The sequence below is a fragment of the Rhizobium sp. GN54 genome (assembly GCF_021026345.1).
Classification (GTDB): domain Bacteria; phylum Pseudomonadota; class Alphaproteobacteria; order Rhizobiales; family Rhizobiaceae; genus Mycoplana.
This window is the reverse complement of sequence record NZ_JAJNCZ010000001.1, coordinates 1035139-1054457: the sequence shown is the minus strand read 5'-3', so window position 1 is coordinate 1054457 and position 19319 is coordinate 1035139. Positions and strand designations below refer to the sequence as shown.

General features: G+C 64.4%; 18 protein-coding genes and 4 tRNA genes. 4 read left to right on the top strand and 18 right to left on the bottom strand.

Annotation, left to right across the window (positions count from 1 at the left end):
• Positions 1–173: 173 nt before the first annotated feature.
• From rpoB to tuf, 9 genes are all read right to left on the bottom strand, one after another.
• Positions 174–4313, bottom strand: coding sequence for a DNA-directed RNA polymerase subunit beta (gene rpoB, locus LQK81_RS05050; protein WP_230803988.1), 4140 nt, complete (start codon positions 4311–4313; stop codon positions 174–176).
• A 254-nt stretch (positions 4314–4567) separates the two neighbouring features.
• On the bottom strand, positions 4568–4945 hold the full coding sequence (gene rplL, locus LQK81_RS05045; RefSeq protein ID WP_230803986.1) for a 50S ribosomal protein L7/L12: 378 nt from the start codon (positions 4943–4945) through the stop codon (positions 4568–4570).
• Positions 4946–5005: 60 nt separating this feature from the next.
• Entirely contained in the window at positions 5006–5524 is a 519-nt protein-coding gene (gene rplJ, locus LQK81_RS05040; protein WP_230803983.1) for a 50S ribosomal protein L10, read from the bottom strand.
• Between the two features lie 355 nt (positions 5525–5879).
• Complete coding sequence (rplA, locus tag LQK81_RS05035; RefSeq protein ID WP_230803980.1) at positions 5880–6566, bottom strand: 50S ribosomal protein L1; 687 nt, start codon at positions 6564–6566, stop codon at positions 5880–5882.
• A gap of 4 nt (positions 6567–6570) precedes the next feature.
• Positions 6571–6999: a 50S ribosomal protein L11 gene (gene rplK, locus LQK81_RS05030; RefSeq protein WP_230803978.1), complete on the bottom strand. Its 429-nt coding sequence runs from the start codon at positions 6997–6999 to the stop codon at positions 6571–6573.
• Between the two features lie 218 nt (positions 7000–7217).
• Complete coding sequence (nusG, locus tag LQK81_RS05025; RefSeq protein WP_183806002.1) at positions 7218–7748, bottom strand: transcription termination/antitermination protein NusG; 531 nt, start codon at positions 7746–7748, stop codon at positions 7218–7220.
• Positions 7749–7764: 16 nt separating this feature from the next.
• Positions 7765–7965, bottom strand: coding sequence for a preprotein translocase subunit SecE (gene secE / locus LQK81_RS05020; protein WP_112600304.1), 201 nt, complete (start codon positions 7963–7965; stop codon positions 7765–7767).
• 187 nt (positions 7966–8152) lie between these two features.
• A tRNA-Trp gene (locus tag LQK81_RS05015) sits at positions 8153–8228 on the bottom strand.
• A gap of 377 nt (positions 8229–8605) precedes the next feature.
• Positions 8606–9781 (bottom strand): elongation factor Tu, encoded by a 1176-nt coding sequence (tuf, locus tag LQK81_RS05010; RefSeq protein WP_230803975.1) that lies wholly within the window; start codon positions 9779–9781, stop codon positions 8606–8608.
• Positions 9782–10260: 479 nt separating this feature from the next.
• On the opposite strand from tuf, the gene LQK81_RS05005 reads away from it, so the two are divergent.
• Positions 10261–11052 (top strand): hypothetical protein, encoded by a 792-nt coding sequence (locus LQK81_RS05005; RefSeq protein ID WP_230803973.1) that lies wholly within the window; start codon positions 10261–10263, stop codon positions 11050–11052.
• 113 nt (positions 11053–11165) lie between these two features.
• On the opposite strand, the gene LQK81_RS05000 is transcribed toward LQK81_RS05005, so the two are convergent.
• Both LQK81_RS05000 and LQK81_RS04995 read right to left on the bottom strand, forming a co-directional pair.
• A tRNA-Gly gene (locus LQK81_RS05000) sits at positions 11166–11239 on the bottom strand.
• Positions 11240–11263: 24 nt separating this feature from the next.
• Positions 11264–11348: transfer RNA gene (locus LQK81_RS04995), tRNA-Tyr, on the bottom strand.
• 215 nt (positions 11349–11563) lie between these two features.
• Between LQK81_RS04995 and LQK81_RS04990 the strand changes: the two genes are divergently transcribed.
• Complete coding sequence (locus LQK81_RS04990; RefSeq protein ID WP_230803971.1) at positions 11564–12439, top strand: TrmH family RNA methyltransferase; 876 nt, start codon at positions 11564–11566, stop codon at positions 12437–12439.
• A gap of 88 nt (positions 12440–12527) precedes the next feature.
• Here the strand turns inward: LQK81_RS04990 and LQK81_RS04985 are convergent, their stop codons facing one another.
• A complete protein-coding gene (locus tag LQK81_RS04985) occupies positions 12528–12803 on the bottom strand; it encodes a hypothetical protein (RefSeq protein ID WP_230803969.1) in 276 nt (91 codons plus the stop codon).
• 202 nt (positions 12804–13005) lie between these two features.
• Positions 13006–13629: an FMN-dependent NADH-azoreductase gene (locus LQK81_RS04980; RefSeq protein ID WP_230803967.1), complete on the bottom strand. Its 624-nt coding sequence runs from the start codon at positions 13627–13629 to the stop codon at positions 13006–13008.
• Between the two features lie 139 nt (positions 13630–13768).
• Here LQK81_RS04980 and LQK81_RS04975 point away from each other — a divergent pair, with 139 nt between their 5' ends.
• Together LQK81_RS04975 and LQK81_RS04970 are read left to right on the top strand one after the other, a co-directional pair.
• On the top strand, positions 13769–14716 hold the full coding sequence (locus LQK81_RS04975) for a LysR family transcriptional regulator (protein WP_230803965.1): 948 nt from the start codon (positions 13769–13771) through the stop codon (positions 14714–14716).
• Between the two features lie 53 nt (positions 14717–14769).
• A tRNA-Thr gene (locus LQK81_RS04970) sits at positions 14770–14845 on the top strand.
• A gap of 152 nt (positions 14846–14997) precedes the next feature.
• Here LQK81_RS04970 and ureG read toward each other — a convergent pair.
• The 5 genes from ureG to LQK81_RS04945 form a co-directional block, all read right to left on the bottom strand.
• On the bottom strand, positions 14998–15612 hold the full coding sequence (ureG, locus tag LQK81_RS04965; protein WP_230803962.1) for an urease accessory protein UreG: 615 nt from the start codon (positions 15610–15612) through the stop codon (positions 14998–15000).
• Positions 15613–15655: 43 nt separating this feature from the next.
• Entirely contained in the window at positions 15656–16327 is a 672-nt protein-coding gene (locus LQK81_RS04960) for an urease accessory protein UreF (protein ID WP_230803960.1), read from the bottom strand.
• A gap of 6 nt (positions 16328–16333) precedes the next feature.
• Positions 16334–16828, bottom strand: a complete 495-nt coding sequence (ureE, locus tag LQK81_RS04955) for an urease accessory protein UreE (protein WP_230803957.1) — start codon at positions 16826–16828, stop codon at positions 16334–16336.
• 119 nt (positions 16829–16947) lie between these two features.
• Entirely contained in the window at positions 16948–18657 is a 1710-nt protein-coding gene (gene ureC, locus LQK81_RS04950) for an urease subunit alpha (RefSeq protein WP_230803955.1), read from the bottom strand.
• Between the two features lie 3 nt (positions 18658–18660).
• The gene (locus LQK81_RS04945) at positions 18661–19308 is read right to left on the bottom strand and encodes a Urease operon accessory protein (RefSeq protein WP_230803953.1); all 648 of its coding nucleotides are present in this window, start codon (positions 19306–19308) and stop codon (positions 18661–18663) included.
• Positions 19309–19319: the final 11 nt, after the last annotated feature.

Genomic DNA, 19319 nt, shown 5'->3' with positions numbered 1-19319 from the left:
CTTTGTGGGCCTAAGCCCTCAGCTTAGCGGGCGAATGCGGCGGTAATACCCGGGCGCCGCAATGGCCGCTTGAAACGGAATGCCGCCCCGCTACGAGGCGACGAAGCACCTCCCCGCCATTCTAAAGCGGAGAGGCAGCGGTGCGCGCCGGACGGGCGCGCACCTTTCAGACCTTATTCGGCTGCGTCGGGAAGCTGTGCTTCGGCGGTCGCGTCGACCTTCGAATTCTCCAGCTCGACCGACAGGCCCAGCGAACGCATTTCCTTGACGAGAACGTTGAAGCTCTCCGGAATGCCCGCCTCGAAGGTGTCGTCGCCGCGGACGATTGCCTCGTACACCTTGGTACGGCCGGCCACGTCGTCCGACTTCACCGTCAGCATCTCCTGCAGGGTGTAGGCGGCGCCGTAGGCTTCGAGCGCCCAGACCTCCATTTCCCCGAAGCGCTGACCGCCGAACTGCGCCTTGCCGCCCAGCGGCTGCTGGGTGACGAGCGAGTACGGACCGATCGAACGGGCGTGGATCTTGTCGTCCACGAGGTGGTTCAGCTTCAGCATGTAGATGTAGCCGACGGTCACCTGGCGGTCGAACTGGTCGCCGGTACGGCCGTCGAAGAGCGTCGACTGGCCGGTGACCTTGAGGCCGGCCTGTTCGAGCATCTCGTTGACGTCCTTCTCGACGGCGCCGTCGAAGACGGGGGTCGCGATCGACACGCCGCGGCGGGTCTGTTCGGCCAGCCGCACGATGGAATCGTCATCGTACTGCTTGATCGGCTCGCCCTTCGGGCCGGAACCGATGACGCTATCGATCGTGTCGCGCAGCGGCTGGATGTCGGCGCCTGCCTTGTAGGCGTCCAGCATCTCGCCGATCTGCCTGCCCATGCCGGCGCAGGCCCAGCCGAGGTGCGTCTCCAGGATCTGACCGACGTTCATGCGCGAAGGCACGCCCAGCGGGTTCAGCACGATGTCGACATGCGTGCCGTCCTCGAGGAACGGCATGTCCTCGACCGGAACGATGCGCGAGACGACGCCCTTGTTGCCGTGACGGCCGGCCATCTTGTCGCCCGGCTGGATCTTGCGCTTCACGGCGACGAAGACCTTGACCATCTTCATGACGCCCGGAGGCATCTCGTCGCCGCGCTGGACCTTCTCGACCTTGTCCATGAAGCGCTGTTCAAGGCGCGACTTGGATTCGTCGTACTGGCCGCGAAGCGCCTCGATCTCGCCCTGTGCCTTCTCGTCCTCGACGGCGAACATCCACCACTGCGAGCGGGGATATTCCGAGATGACGGCGTTGGAGAGCTCGGTGCCCTTCTTGAAGCCCTTCGGGCCGGCGACGGCCACATGGCCACGCAGCATGTCGATCAGGCGGCCGTAGACGTTGCGGTCCAGGATCGCCTGCTCGTCGTCGCGGTCCTTGGCGAGGCGCTCGATCTCCTCGCGCTCGATCGCCATCGCGCGCTCGTCCTTCTCAACGCCGTGGCGATTGAATACGCGAACTTCGACGACGGTACCGAAGGTGCCCGGCGGCATGCGCATGGAGGTGTCGCGGACATCGGAGGCCTTCTCGCCGAAGATGGCGCGCAGAAGCTTTTCTTCCGGCGTCATCGGGCTTTCGCCCTTCGGCGTGATCTTGCCGACGAGGATGTCGCCCGGCTGGACTTCCGCACCGATGTAGACGATGCCGGCTTCGTCCAGGTTCTTCAGCGCTTCTTCCGAGACGTTCGGAATGTCGCGCGTGATTTCTTCCGGACCGAGCTTGGTGTCACGCGCCATCACTTCGAATTCCTCGATGTGGATGGAGGTGAACACGTCGTCGCGCACGATCCGCTCAGAGAGCAGGATCGAGTCCTCGTAGTTGTAGCCGTTCCAGGGCATGAACGCGACGAGCGCGTTGCGGCCGAGCGCCAGATCGCCCAGGTCCGTGGACGGACCGTCGGCGATGATGTCGCCCTTGTTCAGAACGTCGCCGACGGTGACCAGCGGACGCTGGTTGACGCAGGTGTTCTGGTTCGAGCGCTGGAACTTCTGCAGCCGGTAGATGTCGACGCCGGACTTGCCCGGATCGAGATCTTCGGTGGCGCGGATAACGATACGGGTCGCGTCGACCTGGTCGACGACGCCGCCGCGGCGGGCCGCGATCGCAGCACCGCTATCACGCGCAACCACCGGCTCCATGCCGGTGCCGACGAACGGCGCTTCCGCCCGCAGGAGCGGAACGGCCTGACGCTGCATGTTCGAGCCCATCAGCGCGCGGTTCGCATCGTCGTTCTCGAGGAACGGGATGAGTGCGGCCGCGACCGAGACGAGCTGCTTCGGCGAAACGTCCATCAGGTCGATCTGGTCGCGCGGGGCGAGCATGACTTCGCCGGAGTGACGGCAAACGACGAATTCTTCCTCGAATTCGCCTTCGGCATTCAGCACCGAGTTCGCCTGGGCGACGTGGTACTTGGCCTCTTCCATTGCCGACAGGTAGACGACATCAGTCGTCACCTTGCCGTCCACGATCTTGCGGTACGGGCTTTCGATGAAGCCGTACTTGTTGACGCGGGCGAAGGTGGCGAGCGAGTTGATCAGACCGATGTTCGGGCCTTCCGGCGTCTCGATCGGGCAGATACGGCCATAGTGGGTCGGGTGAACGTCGCGGACTTCGAAGCCTGCGCGCTCGCGGGTCAGACCACCCGGGCCAAGAGCCGAAAGACGGCGCTTGTGAGTGATTTCCGAAAGCGGGTTCACCTGGTCCATGAACTGCGACAGCTGCGAGGAGCCGAAGAATTCACGCACGGCGGCAGCGGCCGGCTTGGCGTTGATCAGGTCCTGCGGCATGACGGTGTCGATCTCGATCGACGACATGCGCTCCTTGATGGCGCGCTCCATGCGCAGCAGACCGAGGCGATACTGGTTTTCCATCAGCTCGCCGACCGAACGGACACGGCGGTTGCCGAGGTTGTCGATATCGTCGATCTCGCCCTTGCCGTCACGCAACTCGACCAGCATCTTGACGACCGCCAGGATGTCCTCCTTGCGCAGCACGCGCACGGTGTCCGGGCAGTCGAGGTCGAGACGCATGTTCATCTTGACGCGGCCGACGGCGGAGAGGTCGTAGCGCTCGGCGTCGAAGAACAGCGACTGGAACATCGCCTCGCCCGATTCCATCGTCGGCGGCTCGCCCGGACGCATGACGCGGTAGATGTCGAACAGCGCGTCCTGACGGTTCTCGTTCTTGTCGGCGGAAAGCGTGTTGCGGATGTAGGCGCCGACATTGATGTGGTCGATGTCGAGAACCGGGATCTCGTCGAAGCCAGCCGACAGGATGACCGGCAGGGTCTTCTCGTCGATCTCGTCGCCGGCTTCGAGGTAGATCTCGCCGGTCGACACGTTGACGACGTCTTCCGCCAGGTAGTTGCCGTAGAGGTCGTCGTCGGTCGCCTTGAGCGCCTTCAGGCCCTTTTCGGTCAGCTGCTTGAGGACGCGCGGGGTCAGCTTCTTGCCGGCCTCGACCACGACCTCGCCGCTGTCGGCGTCGATCATGTCGGAGACGGCCTTTTGGCCCTTCAGCGCGTCGGGATGGAACGGCACGCGCCAGCCTTCGCCGTCGCGCTGGTAGAGCGACTTAGTGTAGAAGGTGTCGAGGATTTCCTCGCCGTCCATGCCGAGCGCCATCAGCAGCGACGTCACCGGGATCTTGCGGCGGCGGTCGATGCGGGCATGCACGATGTCCTTGGCGTCGAACTCGATGTCGAGCCAGGAGCCGCGATAGGGGATGACGCGGGCAGCGAACAGCAGCTTGCCGGAAGAATGGCTCTTGCCCTTGTCATGGTCGAAGAAGACGCCCGGCGAACGGTGCATCTGGGAGACGATGACGCGCTCGGTGCCGTTGACGATGAAGGTGCCGTTGTCGGTCATGAGCGGCATGTCGCCCATGTAGACGTTCTGTTCCTTGATGTCCTTGATCGACTTCGCGCCGGTATCCTCGTCGATATCGAACACGATCAGGCGCAGCGTCACCTTGAGCGGCGCCGCATAGGTCAGGTCGCGCTGGCGGCACTCCTCGACGTCGAACTTCGGCTGCTCGAACTCATAGGAAACAAATTCCAGCATGGAGGCGCCGGAGAAGTCGGTGATCGGGAAAACCGACTTGAAAACGGCCTGCAGCCCCTCATCCGGGCGGCCGCCCTGGGGCTCGTCGACCATCAAAAACTGGTCGTAGGACGCCTTCTGAACCTCGATGAGGTTCGGCATCTCTGCGACTTCGGGAATTTTACCAAAAAACTTGCGTACGCGCCTGCGACCGTTAAACGAAAGGGTCTGAGCCATCGTCGCTCCTTCAAACTAGTGCATCCGGGCCTGCAACGGACGGGGTTCGCTGGCCAGTCGATCCCGTCGAACATGGGTAGTCTCAATCTCGTCCCGTCTCCCGAGCCCGCCGGCCGGATTGCCTGAAAGCGGTTCGGTTCGGGACCATCCTCTTGAGAACCCATTACCCAAGAGCCGTTTTCGACGGCTCTTGGGTAATCAGTTCAGAAGAAATGACCGGGAGAGGGAGAACCCTCCCCCGGCACATTCCGATATTACTTGACGTCGACCTTGGCGCCGGCATCCTCAAGCTTCTTCTTGAGGTCAGCGGCTTCAGCCTTGGAAACGCCTTCCTTGACAGCCTTCGGAGCGCCTTCGACGAGGTCCTTGGCTTCCTTGAGGCCCAGGCCGGTGATGGCGCGGACTTCCTTGATGACGTTGATCTTGTTCGCGCCGGCATCAGCGAGGATGACGTCGAACTCGGTCTTTTCTTCTTCAGCAGCAGCAGCAACAGCGCCGCCGCCAGCAGCAGCAACAGCTACCGGAGCTGCAGCCGAAACGCCCCACTTCTCTTCGAGAAGCTTGGAAAGCTCCGCGGCTTCCAGGACGGTCAGCGAGGAGAGGTCTTCAACGATCTTTGCGAGATCAGCCATTTTGATAGTTCCTTTTGTTCGGTTCGAACCGGGTTGTTTGATTTACAGCGAAAAACCGCCTCAAGCGGCTTCGTCCTTCTTGGCGTAGGCTGCGAACACGCGGGCAAGCTGGCTTGCCGGTGCTGCGACGACCGTTGCGACGCGGGTAGCCGGGGCATTCAGCAGGCCCAGCAGCTTTGCGCGCAGCTCGTCCAGCGAAGGCAGGGTCGCAAGCGACTTGACTGCTTCGGCGTCGAGCGTGGTCGCACCCATGGCACCACCGAGAACAACGAGCTTGTCGTTGGTCTTGGCGAAGTCCATGGCAACCTTCGGAGCGATCATCGGATCATTTGCGTATGCAATGAGCGTCTGACCCTGGAAGAGATCTGTCATCCCTTCCGACTCCGTACCCTGAAGGGCGATCTTGGCCAGGCGGTTCTTCGCGACTTTGACGGTTCCGCCGGCAGCACGCATCTTCGTACGAAGATCGTTCATCTGCGCAACGGTGATACCGGCATAGCGGGCCACGACAACCGAACCGGAAGCCTTGAAGACTTCGTTCAGCTCTGTGACGAATTCGCGTTTTTCCGCTCTTTCCACTGCCTATCTCCAGTTGACGGGGCTACGGACGTCCGCAGTCCCCATCGGGTTTGCCTTTGCCGCCAGGGATCGTCTTGTCGAAGATCCCGAGCGACGCTCGAGGATCCTGTCCCCTCGCGCTCGGCCTTTCGGCCGGGGCACAAGGCAAGGTAGGTTCGAACCGAATTCTCCCGCGCATCGCTGCGGGGTGAAATCCAGGTCTTACCCGTCTCATGCAGGCAAAGTGATTAAGGGATAACCACCTGCAATCTCGGACAGGAGTTCCGGGTTGCCCCGGAAATTCCCGGCCAGACATGACCGGAAATTCTTGGTCGGGTCCGGCGCGCGGCCGGACCGAAAAATCAGGCGCCCAAACTCAGGCGACGGTCGCCGGGTCGATCTTGACGCCCGGGCCCATCGTCGAAGAGATCGCCACGCGCTTGACGTAGTTGCCCTTGGCCCCGGTCGGCTTCGCCTTGATGACGGCGTCGGCGAAGGCCTTGATGTTCTCTTCGAGCGCCTTGGCGTCGAAGGAAGCCTTGCCGATACCGGCATGGACGATACCAGCCTTCTCGACGCGGAACTCGACGGCGCCGCCCTTGGATGCCTTGACGGCACCGGCGACGTCCATGGTGACGGTTCCGACCTTCGGGTTCGGCATCATGCCGCGCGGGCCGAGGACCTTACCGAGGCGGCCGACGAGCGGCATCATGTCCGGGGTGGCGATGCAGCGATCGAAATCGATCTTGCCGCCCTGGACGATCTCGACCAGGTCTTCGGCGCCGACGACGTCTGCGCCGGCAGCCTTGGCTTCGTCGGCCTTGGCGCCGCGGGCGAAGACGGCGACGCGAACGTCACGGCCCGTGCCGTTCGGCAGGTTGACCACGCCGCGGACCATCTGGTCTGCGTGGCGCGGGTCGACGCCGAGGTTCATGGCGACTTCGACCGTCTCGTCGAACTTGGCGACAGCCCGCTCCTTGACCATGCCGATGGCGAGGTCGAGAGCATAGAGCTTGGTGGGATCAACGCCTTCGTTGATCTTCTTGGTACGCTTGCCAGCCATCGTCTTAACCTACCACTTCCAGGCCCATGGAACGGGCCGAACCCGCAACCATCGCCATTGCGCCTTCAACGTCGGCGGCATTCAGGTCCTTCATCTTGGCTTCCGCGATCTTGCGGACCTGCGCCTCGGTGATCGAGCCTGCCTTGGCCTTGCCGGGGGTCTTGGAACCCGACTTCAGGCCAGCTTCCTTCTTGAGGAAGTAGCTGACCGGCGGCTGCTTCATGATGAAGGTGAAGGACTTGTCCTGGTAGTAGGTGATGACGACCGGGATCGGCATACCCTTTTCCATTTCCTGCGTGGCGGCATTGAACGCCTTGCAGAATTCCATGATGTTAATGCCACGCTGACCGAGCGCAGGTCCGATTGGCGGGGACGGGTTCGCCGATCCTGCCGGAACCTGCAGCTTGAGCTGGCCTGCAACTTTCTTAGCCATTTCTCTCTGCCTCTACTTTGGTGAGACCGGTTTCCCGGTCATCCTTGCCAGCATCCCCGAGAGGACCCTGGCGGCTGCGGTTGCGTGGTGCGGTCGTTGGCGCCCGGCTTTGGTAGACGCCTGCCCTTCCACGCGATTTGCGGGTCACCCCGCGGCCGGCACCGTCAGGCGCCGGAATTCGACGGGCGCCGCGGAACGATGTCCTGCGGCGCCGATGATCAGATTTTCTCGACCTGAGCGTATTCCAGCTCGACCGGGGTGGCGCGACCGAAGATCGACACTTCCACCTTGAGGCGCGAACGCTCCTCGTCGACGTCCTGAACCGTTCCGTTGAACGAGGCGAACGGACCGTCCGAAACCCGGACCTGCTCGCCGATCTCGAAGGAAATCGAGGGCTTCGGCCGATCGACGCCGTCCTGAACCTGACCGAGGATACGCTCGGCCTCGTGATCGGGAATCGGCACCGGCTTGTTGTCGGAGCCGAGGAAGCCCGTGACCTTCGGCGTATTCTTGATCAGGTGATAGGCCTCGTCCGTCAGGTTCGCACGAACCAGAACGTAGCCGGGGAAGAACTTGCGCTCGGCATCGACCTTGCGGCCGCGACGCACTTCCACCACCTTCTCGGTCGGCACCAGGATCTTCTCGAACAGATGCTCAAGCCCCTTCTGGCGAGCCTTCTCCTCGATCGATTCGGCAACCTTCTTCTCGAAATTCGAATAGGCGTGAACGATATACCAACGCGAAGCCATGCTGATCTCCACCCGATTACGCGCCGACGTTCAGGATCAGGCCGATCAGCCATCCCATGAGCTGATCCGCCGCAAAGAAGAAAATCGCAGCGAGGAATACCATGACGAAAACCATGACGGTCGAGATCGTCGTCTCGCGCCGCGACGGCCAAGTCACTTTGGACGCTTCAGAGCGGACTTGCTGCAGAAACGCTATCGGGTTCGTCTTGGATGCCATTGAATGCTCACGCCATTACGGCGCGTAAAGCCGAATGATCAGCCCCACGCACCGCGTGTCTGTTTGACCCTACATAAAGCGCGATTCTTCTTTTCACAAGAGGCAAACGCGCTTTTCATGAAATTGGACCGGAAACCGGTCCGTCGCCATCCTGCCGCCGCCGCAAGAGCCTGCGCAGGCTGGCGAATGGCAGGGGCAGAGGGGCTCGAACCCCCGACCTGCGGTTTTGGAGACCGCCGCTCTACCAACTGAGCTATACCCCTTTATCTCCGCTGCGGCGCCTGCAAATGCGGCAATCGCGTCGGGACAGCGGCTTATTATTCAACTTGCCCGGCGATGACAAGCGCCTTTCAGAGAAAAGCGAAATTTCTGCGTGGAAAGCCCGCACGCGGGCCCGCGACAGGTCAGGCCCCGCCCCTCCACAGCCCTCACCGTTTCCAGGGGCCAGGAATAAAAAGAGGAAGGCCCCGCGGTCACCCACGAGGCCTCCCCATTATCATCTTTCAGGCGACGATTCGCCCCGCCGAGATTACTCGACGATCGAGGCGACGATGCCGGCGCCGCGGGCAAATCGCGCTTGCGCGCCATTTGCCCCACTTCTTCGCCGTCGGCAGCTTTCGCCCTCGTCGCCCCGTCGAGATTACTCGACGATGGAAGCGACGATGCCGGCGCCGACGGTGCGGCCGCCTTCGCGGATCGCGAAGCGCAGCTTTTCTTCCATCGCGATCGGAACGATCAGCTCGACGTCAACCGTGACGTTGTCGCCCGGCATCACCATTTCCGTGCCTTCCGGAAGCGTGACGATGCCCGTCACGTCGGTGGTGCGGAAGTAGAACTGCGGACGGTAGTTGGTGAAGAACGGCGTGTGACGGCCGCCTTCTTCCTTCGTCAGGATGTAGGCTTCGGCCTTGAACTTCTTGTGCGGCTTGACCGAACCCGGCTTGCACAGGATCTGGCCACGCTCGACACCATTGCGGTCGACGCCGCGCAGCAGCGCGCCGATGTTGTCGCCGGCCTGGCCCTGGTCGAGCAGCTTGCGGAACATCTCGACGCCGGTGCAGGTCGTCTTCGTCGTCGGACGGATGCCGACGATCTCGATTTCCTCGCCGACCTTGACGATGCCGCGCTCGACGCGACCGGTCACGACCGTACCGCGGCCCGAGATCGAGAACACGTCTTCGATCGGCATCAGGAACGGCTGGTCGATCGGACGCTCAGGCGTCGGGATGTAGGCGTCGACCGCTGCCATCAGCTCGCGGATCGCGTCTTCACCGATCTTCTTGTCCGAATCTTCCAGAGCGGCCAGAGCCGAACCCTTGACGATCGGAATGTCGTCGCCCGGGAAGTCGTAGGACGACAGCAGTTCGCGAACTTCCAGCTCGACGAGCTCGAGCAGTTCGGCGTCGTCGACCTGGTCGACCTTGTTCAGGAACACCACGATCGCGGGAACGCCGACCTGGCGGGCCAGCAGGATGTGCTCGCGGGTCTGCGGCATCGGGCCGTCGGCGGCCGAGCAGACGAGGATCGCGCCGTCCATCTGGGCAGCACCGGTGATCATGTTCTTGACGTAGTCGGCGTGGCCGGGGCAGTCGACGTGCGCATAGTGACGGTTCGGCGTCTCGTATTCGACGTGGGCCGTCGAGATGGTGATGCCGCGCGCCTTTTCTTCCGGAGCCGCGTCGATCTGGTCGTACGCCTTGAACTCGCCGAAGTACTTCGTGATCGCCGCCGTCAGCGACGTCTTGCCATGGTCAACGTGGCCGATCGTGCCGATGTTTACGTGAGGCTTGTTGCGCTCAAACTTACCTTTTGCCATGTCTATTCTTCCTGTGAACGAACTTTGGGCTTAACCGGCCCTTCCCGGTTTGGCAGCCGTTTAAGGCTTTCGCAAGGAATGCGCAAGCGCTAAATCCATCGGCAACCGGCAGCCGTCGACCGCCACAGCCGGACACCTCCTGGCGTTCATCCAGCCAGCCTTCCGAGCACCGCTTTGCCCCGCATTTCCGCATAGAACGCGCTCAGTTGCCGCCGCTTGTTCATCCTGGCTCTCAAAAACAGGTTCATGGCCATCCGGCCGTACCGCTCCGGACCGCAGCGGTCGCCTGACGGCTAAATCGCCGGTTGCGGCCATCAGGCTCCCATGGGACACTTCCACCCATGGATTCTGCAGATACGAGATCTCGCGTGATTCCGCCTTCACCGGCCGGGTCCGGGGGCGAGCATCGGGCGACCGGGTCGGCTCGTCCGGCCGCGGCCGGGTCAGCGCCCTCGACCCGCCACCTCCGTCCCGGGCTCATGGCGCAGGCGCTCGACCATCTCTTCCTGCCGTCGGTCGCCGCCTGGTTCGCCTTTCCGCAGCGGTTCGACCGGGCCGTCGCGCAACTGGCGCAGCGCGGCGGGCGGGCGGTATCGCCACGGCAGGCGGCAGCACATTTCGGCGGCAGCCTGTTTCTTCAGATCGATCCGCGGATCCTGACCCACCGGCTCGACGAAAAATATGTCGATGCCGACGGATGGCACTGGATCGGCGAGAGCTTCCTCGACGCCGGGGACTGGCAGGAGCGGCTGTCGCCGCTGCGGCGCTCGCCGGCGCATCGCGAGATCGTCGAGATCTGCCGGACGCGGGACAATTTCCGCGACGGCAAGCGCTACCGGACCTACCTGCGCCAGATCGCCGAGGGCCAGCCGCCACGGCGCAACGGCCGGCCGATCGACACCGTGGGCAAGCTCGACGCCTATTTCCGCTACTATGCCGACCTGATCGACAACATCGATCGCACCGGCATCCTACCGCGTAACCGCTTCCAGCGCGCGGCGAGCAGCGGCCAGCAGCCGCGTCGGGCGCGCTCGTTCTGGCTGGACTTCGTGGAGCGCGACATCGGCGTGGCGATCGACAAGGACGGGCGGCTCGTCCGCCACACCTCGGGCAAGCACCGCCTGGCCGCCGCCATCGGGCTGGGCCTCGAGAAGGTGCCGGTGGAGATCCGCATGGTGCATTTCGGCTGGCTCCAGGCGGAAATGCAGACGCGGCAACTGCCGGCGGCGAAAGCGCTGGCCGCCGCCCTGCGCGAAATGGACTCGGCCTGAGAAGAACGCGACGCCGCCAAGGCGGATGCGTCTCGCCAGGGAGCGCATCTGGAACGACGTGCAGCGTGCTGACGAGATCGTGACACGCGGTATAGCTATGCGATTGAAAAGACTGGAGCGGGTAGCGGGAATCGAACCCGCGTATTCAGCTTGGAAGGCTGCTGCTCTACCATTGAGCTATACCCGCGGCGTTCGATCCGTACCAACAGAATGGTGGAGGGAGTTGGATTTGAACCAACGTAGGCTGAGCCAACGGATTTACAGTCCGTCCCCTTTAACCACTCGGGCATCCCTCCATTTTTCTGTCGGGATCAAGCGACCAAGCATTTCAGAACGAAGCGCGTTTTCTGCCGAAGCGAGGCGCCCTTTCGGTCTGCGCCGGGTATATGACCGGCCCGTTTCTTCCTGTCAACACGGCCCTTTGGAAAAAGTTGGGAAAAATACGACGGCTCCGGCGCGACCGCCGCGATCATTGGATTTGCGGATTTCGCGCCGGGGGCTATAAGGCGGCATGAGCAAGGACGATGCAGGCGGCAAGAACGCCAAGGATACCCATTACGCCAAGCTGCGCCGGGCGCACCGCGACCAGCGGCGCGAGCGCGGCGAAATTCCGACGCCGAAGGCCGACCGCCGCCACAGGCAGGCGGAGGACTGGAAGGCGCCGTCGCTCGTCCCCGACCAGGTGCTGCTCTACGGGCTGCATACGGTGCGCGCGGCGCTGGACAATCCCGAGCGGCAGGTCATCAGGCTGTCGGTCACCAAAAACGCCGCGCAGCGACTGGACCTGCCCGATCCGTCCACCCTGCCCTACCCGGTCGACACCGTGCTGCCGTCCGATATCGACAGGGTGCTCGGGCCGGATGCGATCCACCAGGGCGTGATGCTGGAGACGCGGCCGCTGCCCGTGCGCAGGCTCGGAGCCCTGAAGGAAAGCCCGCTGATCCTGGTGCTGGACCAAGTCACGGACCCGCACAATGTCGGGGCGATCCTGCGTACCGCCGTCGCCTTCGGCGCCGGCGCCGTGATCACCACCATGCGGCATTCGCCGACCGAATCGGGCGTGCTGGCGAAATCCGCCTCCGGCGCGCTCGAGCTCATCCCCTATATCCAGATCACCAACCTCGCCGACGCACTCGAGGAACTGCATTCGCACGGCTTCTATTCGGTCGGGCTCGATTCGGAGGGCCCGGAGCCCTTCGAGGCGACGCTGGCGGGCGAGAAGGTGGCGCTGGTGCTGGGATCGGAGGGCAAGGGCCTGCGGCAGAAGACCCGGGCAACCTGCAAGGCGCTCGCCCGCCTCGACATGCCCGGCGCGATCAAGTCTCTGAACGTCTCCAATGCGGCGGCCGTCGCGCTCTATGCCGCGCGCCAGTACCTGGCCCGGTAGAAGCGAGCGGGGCACAAGCGGAACACTCTCCGGAAAGGTCCCGCGAGCCGAAGCGACTGAGGTAGAGGCTGCGGCAGAGGCTCTTCGGTCATTGTACGTCGTAGGGCATCGAAGGAAGCGGACCGACCCTTGCCGCCACCGGGCAGCCGTCCTGCACCTTCTGCCAGCTGGTGACGTTCAGCACCATCTCGCATCGGGCGAGATACTTGCGCCCGTCGACGCTGAGACAGACGACTGCGCCGAGCGCATGCCTGATTCCGTCGCGATTGCGGCAGGTGCAACGGGCATCGGGCGGCCCGGCCGCAGCCCATGCCGGCACGATCAGGACAGCCGCACCGAGCAGCATGCAAGACAAGAGGCGCATCGGCGATCTCCCCTGTTCCCTGGCCTGCTTCCTGGCATGTCGGTGGAGTCTAGACCGATATTTCCGCCTGTCGAGCACCGATCGCGATGCCGGCCGGATCGCGATTCGGCAGCTAGCACGATCCGGCCCTGGCGCGTGTGCCGACAAACGAAGCCCGCCGGGGGAGATCCCGACGGGCTTTCGGTTGTTCAGGGACGGCGGTTTAGCTTGCGAGCTGCAGCTTGCCGAGACCGGTGATGTTGCGCTCGGCCTCGGAGATCGCCGACGCCTTGGAGACGTCGCCGAGGTTCAGGCCTTCGGCGCGGACGAACTCGACGTCGGTGATGCCGAGGAAGCCGAAGACGGCGGTCAGGTAGCTCTCCTGATGATCCATGATCGCTGCCGGGCCGGAGCTGTAGTGGCCGCCGCGCGTGGAGACGACGATCACCTTCTTGCCCTTGGCGAGGCCTTCGGCACCGTTCTCACCGTAGCGGAAGGTCTTGCCGGCGACCGCGATGCGGTCGATCCAGGCCTTCAACTGGCTCGGCAGCGAGAAATTGTACATCGGCGCGCCGACGATGACGGTATCGGCGGCCAGGAACTCCTCGAGCACGGCTGCGCTGGTGGCGACGTCGTCGGCAACCTTGCTGTCGAGTTCTTCCGGCTTGGCATTGGCAGCCATCAGGTGGGCGCCGGTCAGGTGCGGAAGTGCGTCGGCGACGAGGTCGCGGTAGGTGATCGTGGCATCGGGCTGATCGGCCCTGACCTGGGCTGCGATCGCTGCGGTCAGGCGGCGGGAGACGGAGTGGTCGCCGAGGATGCCGGAGTCGATGTGGAGGACGTTCATGGTGTGGTACCTCTGAAAATGCGTTTCGTTGGAAACTATATGTCCTGAAAACAATCGAAGGATTAGCCGGCCAATTTTCAATTGACTGTTTCCTGAGGGAAACAATAAGAGGAAATCGAAGGCGCCCTGGAGTTTGGCCATGCAAGACCTCAACGATCTCGCCCTGTTCGCCGCGGTGGTGAAGAACAAGGGTTTCACCGCCGCCGCCACCGCGCTCGGCGTGCCGAAATCGAAGATCTCCAAGCGCGTCGCGCAGCTGGAAGACCGGCTCGGCGTGCGCCTGCTGGAACGCTCCACCCGCAAGCTCAGGGTCACCGACATCGGCCAGACCTTCTACGAGCGCTGCGAGACGATCCTTGCCGGCGTCGACGAAGCGGAAACGATCGTCGCCGCCGCCAAGTCGGAACCGGCGGGGCCGATCCGCCTGTCGATGCCGCCGGGCTTCGCCCCGATGATGGCCCACATCCTGCCGACCTTCCTGAAGCGCTATCCGCAAGTCCGGCTCGCCGTCGTGATGACCAACCGGCCGGTCGACCTGATCGAGGAGCGGATCGACGTCGCCCTCAGGGTGCGGGAGAGCTATGACGGCGACCAGTCGGTCGTCGTCCGCAAGTTCACCAGCACGCGCCAGTTCCTGGCGGCGAGCCCTTCCTTCGTTGCCGCGCACGGGCCGATCGTGCTGGAAGACCTCCCGAAACTGCCGACGCTCGCCATACAGGAGCATACCGGCCGGGCTGTCTGGTCGCTCATGAACGCGGCCGGCGAGGTCTGCGACATCGCCCATATCCCCACCCTCTCCTCCGTGGAGTTCGGCATGCTGGAGCGTGCCGCGATCGAGGGGGTAGGCATCGGTCTTCTGCCCGACAACATCGTCGAACGCGGTTTTCGGGCGGGCTTGCTCGTGCCGGTGCTGCCCGAGTGGAGTTCGCCCGAACAGAGCATGCACGCCGCCTTCACCTCGCGCCACGGCATGCTGCCCGCCGTCCGCGCGCTCATCGACTACCTCGCCGAGGTTCTGCCCCGCACCGTCGAGCTCTGCAAGGAAGCAATCCCGCAATCGCCGTCCATGACCGATTGGAGCACCTGAGGGCCGCTTTTTCGCTTTACAGCCCGCCGGAATGTGCTAACTCCGTGCCGAGTGCCCTTATAGCTCAGTTGGTAGAGCACCTGATTTGTAATCAGGGGGTCCCGGGTTCGAGTCCTGGTGGGGGCACCACTCCGATTTTCCAGCATTGATCTTGCTGAATTTTTTCGCTCTTTTTACCCCACTTTTTCCAACCCTGCTCGATGCGGGACACTGTTTGTCGTCCGATCGTTCCAGCCCTTGAGGGAGGTCCCGGAATCGGCGCCCATCCGGTCGTGCGCGGCTCAGGCCAGGCCGCCCTCGATCGTCAGGAAGTCGACGATCCGCTCGATCCCCTCGCCGCGCTTCATGTCGGTGAAGACGAACGGCCTGGCGTCGCGCATGCGGGTGGCGTCGCGGTCCATCACGTCGAGATCGGCGCCGACATGGGGGGCGAGGTCCTTCTTGTTGATCACCAGAAGATCGGAGCGGGTGATGCCCGGGCCGCCCTTGCGCGGGATCTCCTCGCCCTGGCAGGTGGAAATGACATAGATGGTGATGTCGGCGAGGTCGGGCGAGAACGTCGCCGCCAGGTTGTCACCGCCCGATTCGATGAAGACGACGTCGAGATCGGGGAATTTCCGGTTGAGGTCGGCGATCGCCTGCAGGTTGATCGTCGCGTCCTCGCGGATCGCCGTGTGCGGGCAGCCGCCGGTCTCCACGCCGATGATGCGGTCCGACGACAGCGCCTGCATGCGCACGAGCGCCTCGGCATCCTCGCGGGTATAGATGTCGTTGGTGACGACGGCGACCGAATAACGCTCGCGCATCGCCTTGCAGAGCTTCTCCGTCAACGCCGTCTTGCCCGAGCCGACGGGGCCGCCGATGCCGACGCGCAAGGGGCCGTTTGCCGATTTCATTTGCTGTTCCTTTCCATGGTCGATGCGCCGCTTGGACCCGCCTTCAGGAGCGGAAAAGCCGCGAATTCTGTGTTTCGTGTTTGAGCGAGGCGATCTCCGCGTGGATCGCCGCACCGCCGAGATCGTCGAGCGTGGACCGCCCGGCGCGTTGCGCCGTCCCGGCCAGTGCGTACTCGAGGGCGGCGAGGATGGCCACCCCCTCCGCCTGCCCGCAGACGCCGAGCCGGATTCCGGCCGAGACGGACTGCGAGATCGCGGCGTGCAGGTAGGCGGCGAGCGCATCGTCGACGGGTACGCCATGTGCGGCTGCCACGGCCCCCACGGCGACGGGGAAATTCACCGCCTCCGGCAGGCGATCGAACACCGGATCCGGCCAGGCCGACGCCGCCGCAACGAAGGCCGTGCCGAGCGAGAGGGTTTCGGCGTGCCGCTCCCCCGAGCCGGCCAGGGCCAGCCCCAGTTCCGCGACCTCCCGCAAGGCCTCGCCGCTTTCAAACATCCGCCAGGCTTCGGCGAACAGCACCGCATCGTTCCAGAGCGAACCATGCCGCAGGAGTGTCGACAGCCAGCCCGACAGGCCAGCCGCATCTTCGACCTGCCCGTCGTGCACGGCCCGCTCCAGCCCGCCGGACCAGGCAAAGCCGCCGATCGGGAAGGCCGGCGACAGCCACGCCATCAGCCGCAGCAGCGCGCGGGTATCGAATTCCCCGCTCATCGAGGATCAGTCATGGGCGTGATGATGGCCGTGCCCGTGATCGTGACTGTGGCCGTGATCGTGACTGCCATACGCGTGATAGGCCCCGCGCGCCGGATGGAACGGCTCCTCGACCTCCTCCACCGTCGCCCCCAGCCCCTCCAGCATGCCGCGGATGACGTGGTCGCGCGGCACGAGGATGCGCGTCTCCTCGATCTGCGCCGAAAGGTGGCGGTTTCCGAGATGCCAGGCGAGTTCGATCAGATGCAGCGTGCCGAGGCCCTTGATCGCGAAGAGCTTCTCGGGGGCTGCGTGGATTTCGACCGTGTCGCCGTTGTCGAGCACCAGCCGGTCGCCGTGGTGGAACAGCACCGCTTCCTTGAGGTCGAGCATCACCATGTCGCCATTGGACAGGTGCAGGACCTTGCGGCGCAGGTGGCGCAGGTGCGAGGGCAAGGTGACGGTGTCCATCGGCGGATCGGACACCTCGCCGGCCGGGCGATAGGAATGGACGTGCTGCATGGGAATCTCCGGTCGAATGACATGGGTCGGGGATAAGGTTACGCGCCCGCGGATGCAGTTTCCAGAGGCTGGCGACCGTACACGCCGTCGCCCGCAGGCGACAACGAACGCAAGCCGCCTCAGAACAGGAAATAGCGCTGCGCCATCGGCAGTACCGTCGCCGGCTCGCAGGTGAGCAGTTCGCCGTCCGCCCGCACCTCGTAGGTCTCCGGATCGACCTCGACATGCGGGGTCGCGGAATTGTGGATCATCGAGGCCTTGGAAATGCCGCCGCGGACGTTCCTTACCGCCACCAGCTTCTTGTCGACGCCGAGGCGGCGCGCCAGCCCCCCGTCGAGCGAGGCCTGGGAGACGAAGGTGACCGACGAACTGGTGCGCAGCTTGCCGTGGGCGGCGAACATCGGCCGGTAGTGCATCGGCTGCGGCGTCGGGATCGAGGCGTTCGGGTCGCCCATGGGGGCTGCCGCAATCGAGCCGCCGAGCAGCACCATTTCCGGTTTTACGCCGAAGAAGGCCGGGTTCCAGAGCACCAGGTCGGCGCGCTTGCCGACCTCGACCGAGCCGATCTCGTGGGAAACGCCGTGGGCGATCGCCGGGTTGATCGTGTACTTGGCGATGTAGCGGCGGACGCGGAAATTGTCGTTGTCTCCGGTCTCTTCCTTCAGCTTGCCGCGCTGGCGCTTCATCTTGTCGGCCGTCTGCCAGGTGCGGATCGCCACCTCGCCGACGCGTCCCATCGCCTGGCTGTCGGAGGAGATGATCGAAAACGCGCCGATATCGTGCAGGATGTCTTCGGCCGCAATCGTCTCCTTGCGGATGCGGCTTTCGGCAAAGGCGATGTCCTCGGGGATCGACGGCGACAGGTGATGGCAGACCATCAGCATGTCGAGGTGCTCGGCCAGCGTGTTGACCGTGTAGGGTCGCGTCGGGTTGGTCGAGGACGGGATGACGTTCGGATGACCGCAGACCTTGATGATGTCGGGCGCATGGCCGCCGCCCGCCCCTTCGGTGTGGAAGGCATGGATGGTGCGCCCCCTGATGGCGGCGACCGTGTCCTCGACGAAGCCGCTCTCGTTCAGCGTATCGGTGTGGATCATCACCTGCACGTCGAAGGCATCGGCCACCGTCAGGCAGTTGTCGATCGCGGCCGGCGTCGTTCCCCAGTCCTCGTGCAGCTTCAGCGACGAGGCGCCGGCGAGGATCATCTCCTCCAGCGGTGCCGGCAGCGAGGCGTTGCCCTTGCCGGCGAGTGCGAGGTTCATCGGGAAGGCTTCGAAGCTCTCGATCATCCGCTCGATGTGCCAGGCGCCGGTGCAGGTGGTGGCGAGCGTGCCGTGCGCCGGGCCGGAGCCGCCGCCGAGCATGGTGGTGACGCCGCTCATCAGCGCCTCCTCGATCTGCTGGGGGCAGATGAAGTGGATGTGCGCGTCCATGCCGCCGGCCGTCAGGATCCTGCCCTCGCCGGCAATGGCTTCCGTGGACGGACCGACGATGATGGTGACGCCCGGCTGGGTATCGGGATTGCCCGCCTTGCCGATCGCGTGGATGCGGCCGTCCTTGAGGCCGACGTCGGCCTTGTAGATGCCGCTATGGTCGACGATCAGCGCGTTGGTGATGACGGTGTCGACCGCGCCCTCGCCGCGCGTCGCCTGGCTCTGGCCCATGCCGTCACGGATGACCTTGCCGCCGCCGAACTTCACCTCGTCGCCATAGGTGGTGAAGTCCTTCTCCACCTCGATGAAGAGCTCGGTATCGGCAAGCCGCACCCTGTCGCCGGTGGTCGGGCCGAACATGGAGGCGTAAGAGGCGCGGGACATCCTGTAGGACATGGATCAGGCTCCTTGGGAGGGAGAGAGCGAAGGCGAAGAGGTGGCCAGGAGGCGCAGGCGCCCCTCGGCGGCGAGGCCGGCGACGAGGCGGCGCTCGGCGGCGAAGGGATGACCGTCCCAGCCCTCGTGGCCGAAACCGGCGAGCACGACCTCCGAGCCGGAAAATTCGGTTGCGGAGAGGACATGAAACAGCGTGACGAGGCCGCTGCTCGGCACCACGTAGGCGCCGGGCGAATGTGCCGCCAGCGCGGCATCGGCCGCCTCGTGCGCGGCTGCGGGAACGATCCGGTGCCGCTTGCCGCTTGCGGCCGCGAACCGGGCAAAATCATCGGTGCGGTCGTCGCAGAAGTCGTCGAGTTCGGGATGGGTCACGGCCAGTTGCGGACGCAGGCGCGCGAACTTCTCCGGGTCCCGCACCGACCAGATCTCGCGGCTGGCCAGGACCGGGGCGCTCTCGCGCCATTCGGGACCATCCAGCATCTCGTTTGCCGGACGCCCGGTGTTGCAGACGGCGACCGCATCGGTGCGCGTGCCCGACTGCCCGGTATTGCGGCTCAGGTTGAAACGGACGACGAAATCGGCAGCGTCGATCACTGCGTCCGCGCCCTCCGCCACCTGTCCGTTTCCCACGATCACGATGCGCCGCCCCATCCCGTCCCGCC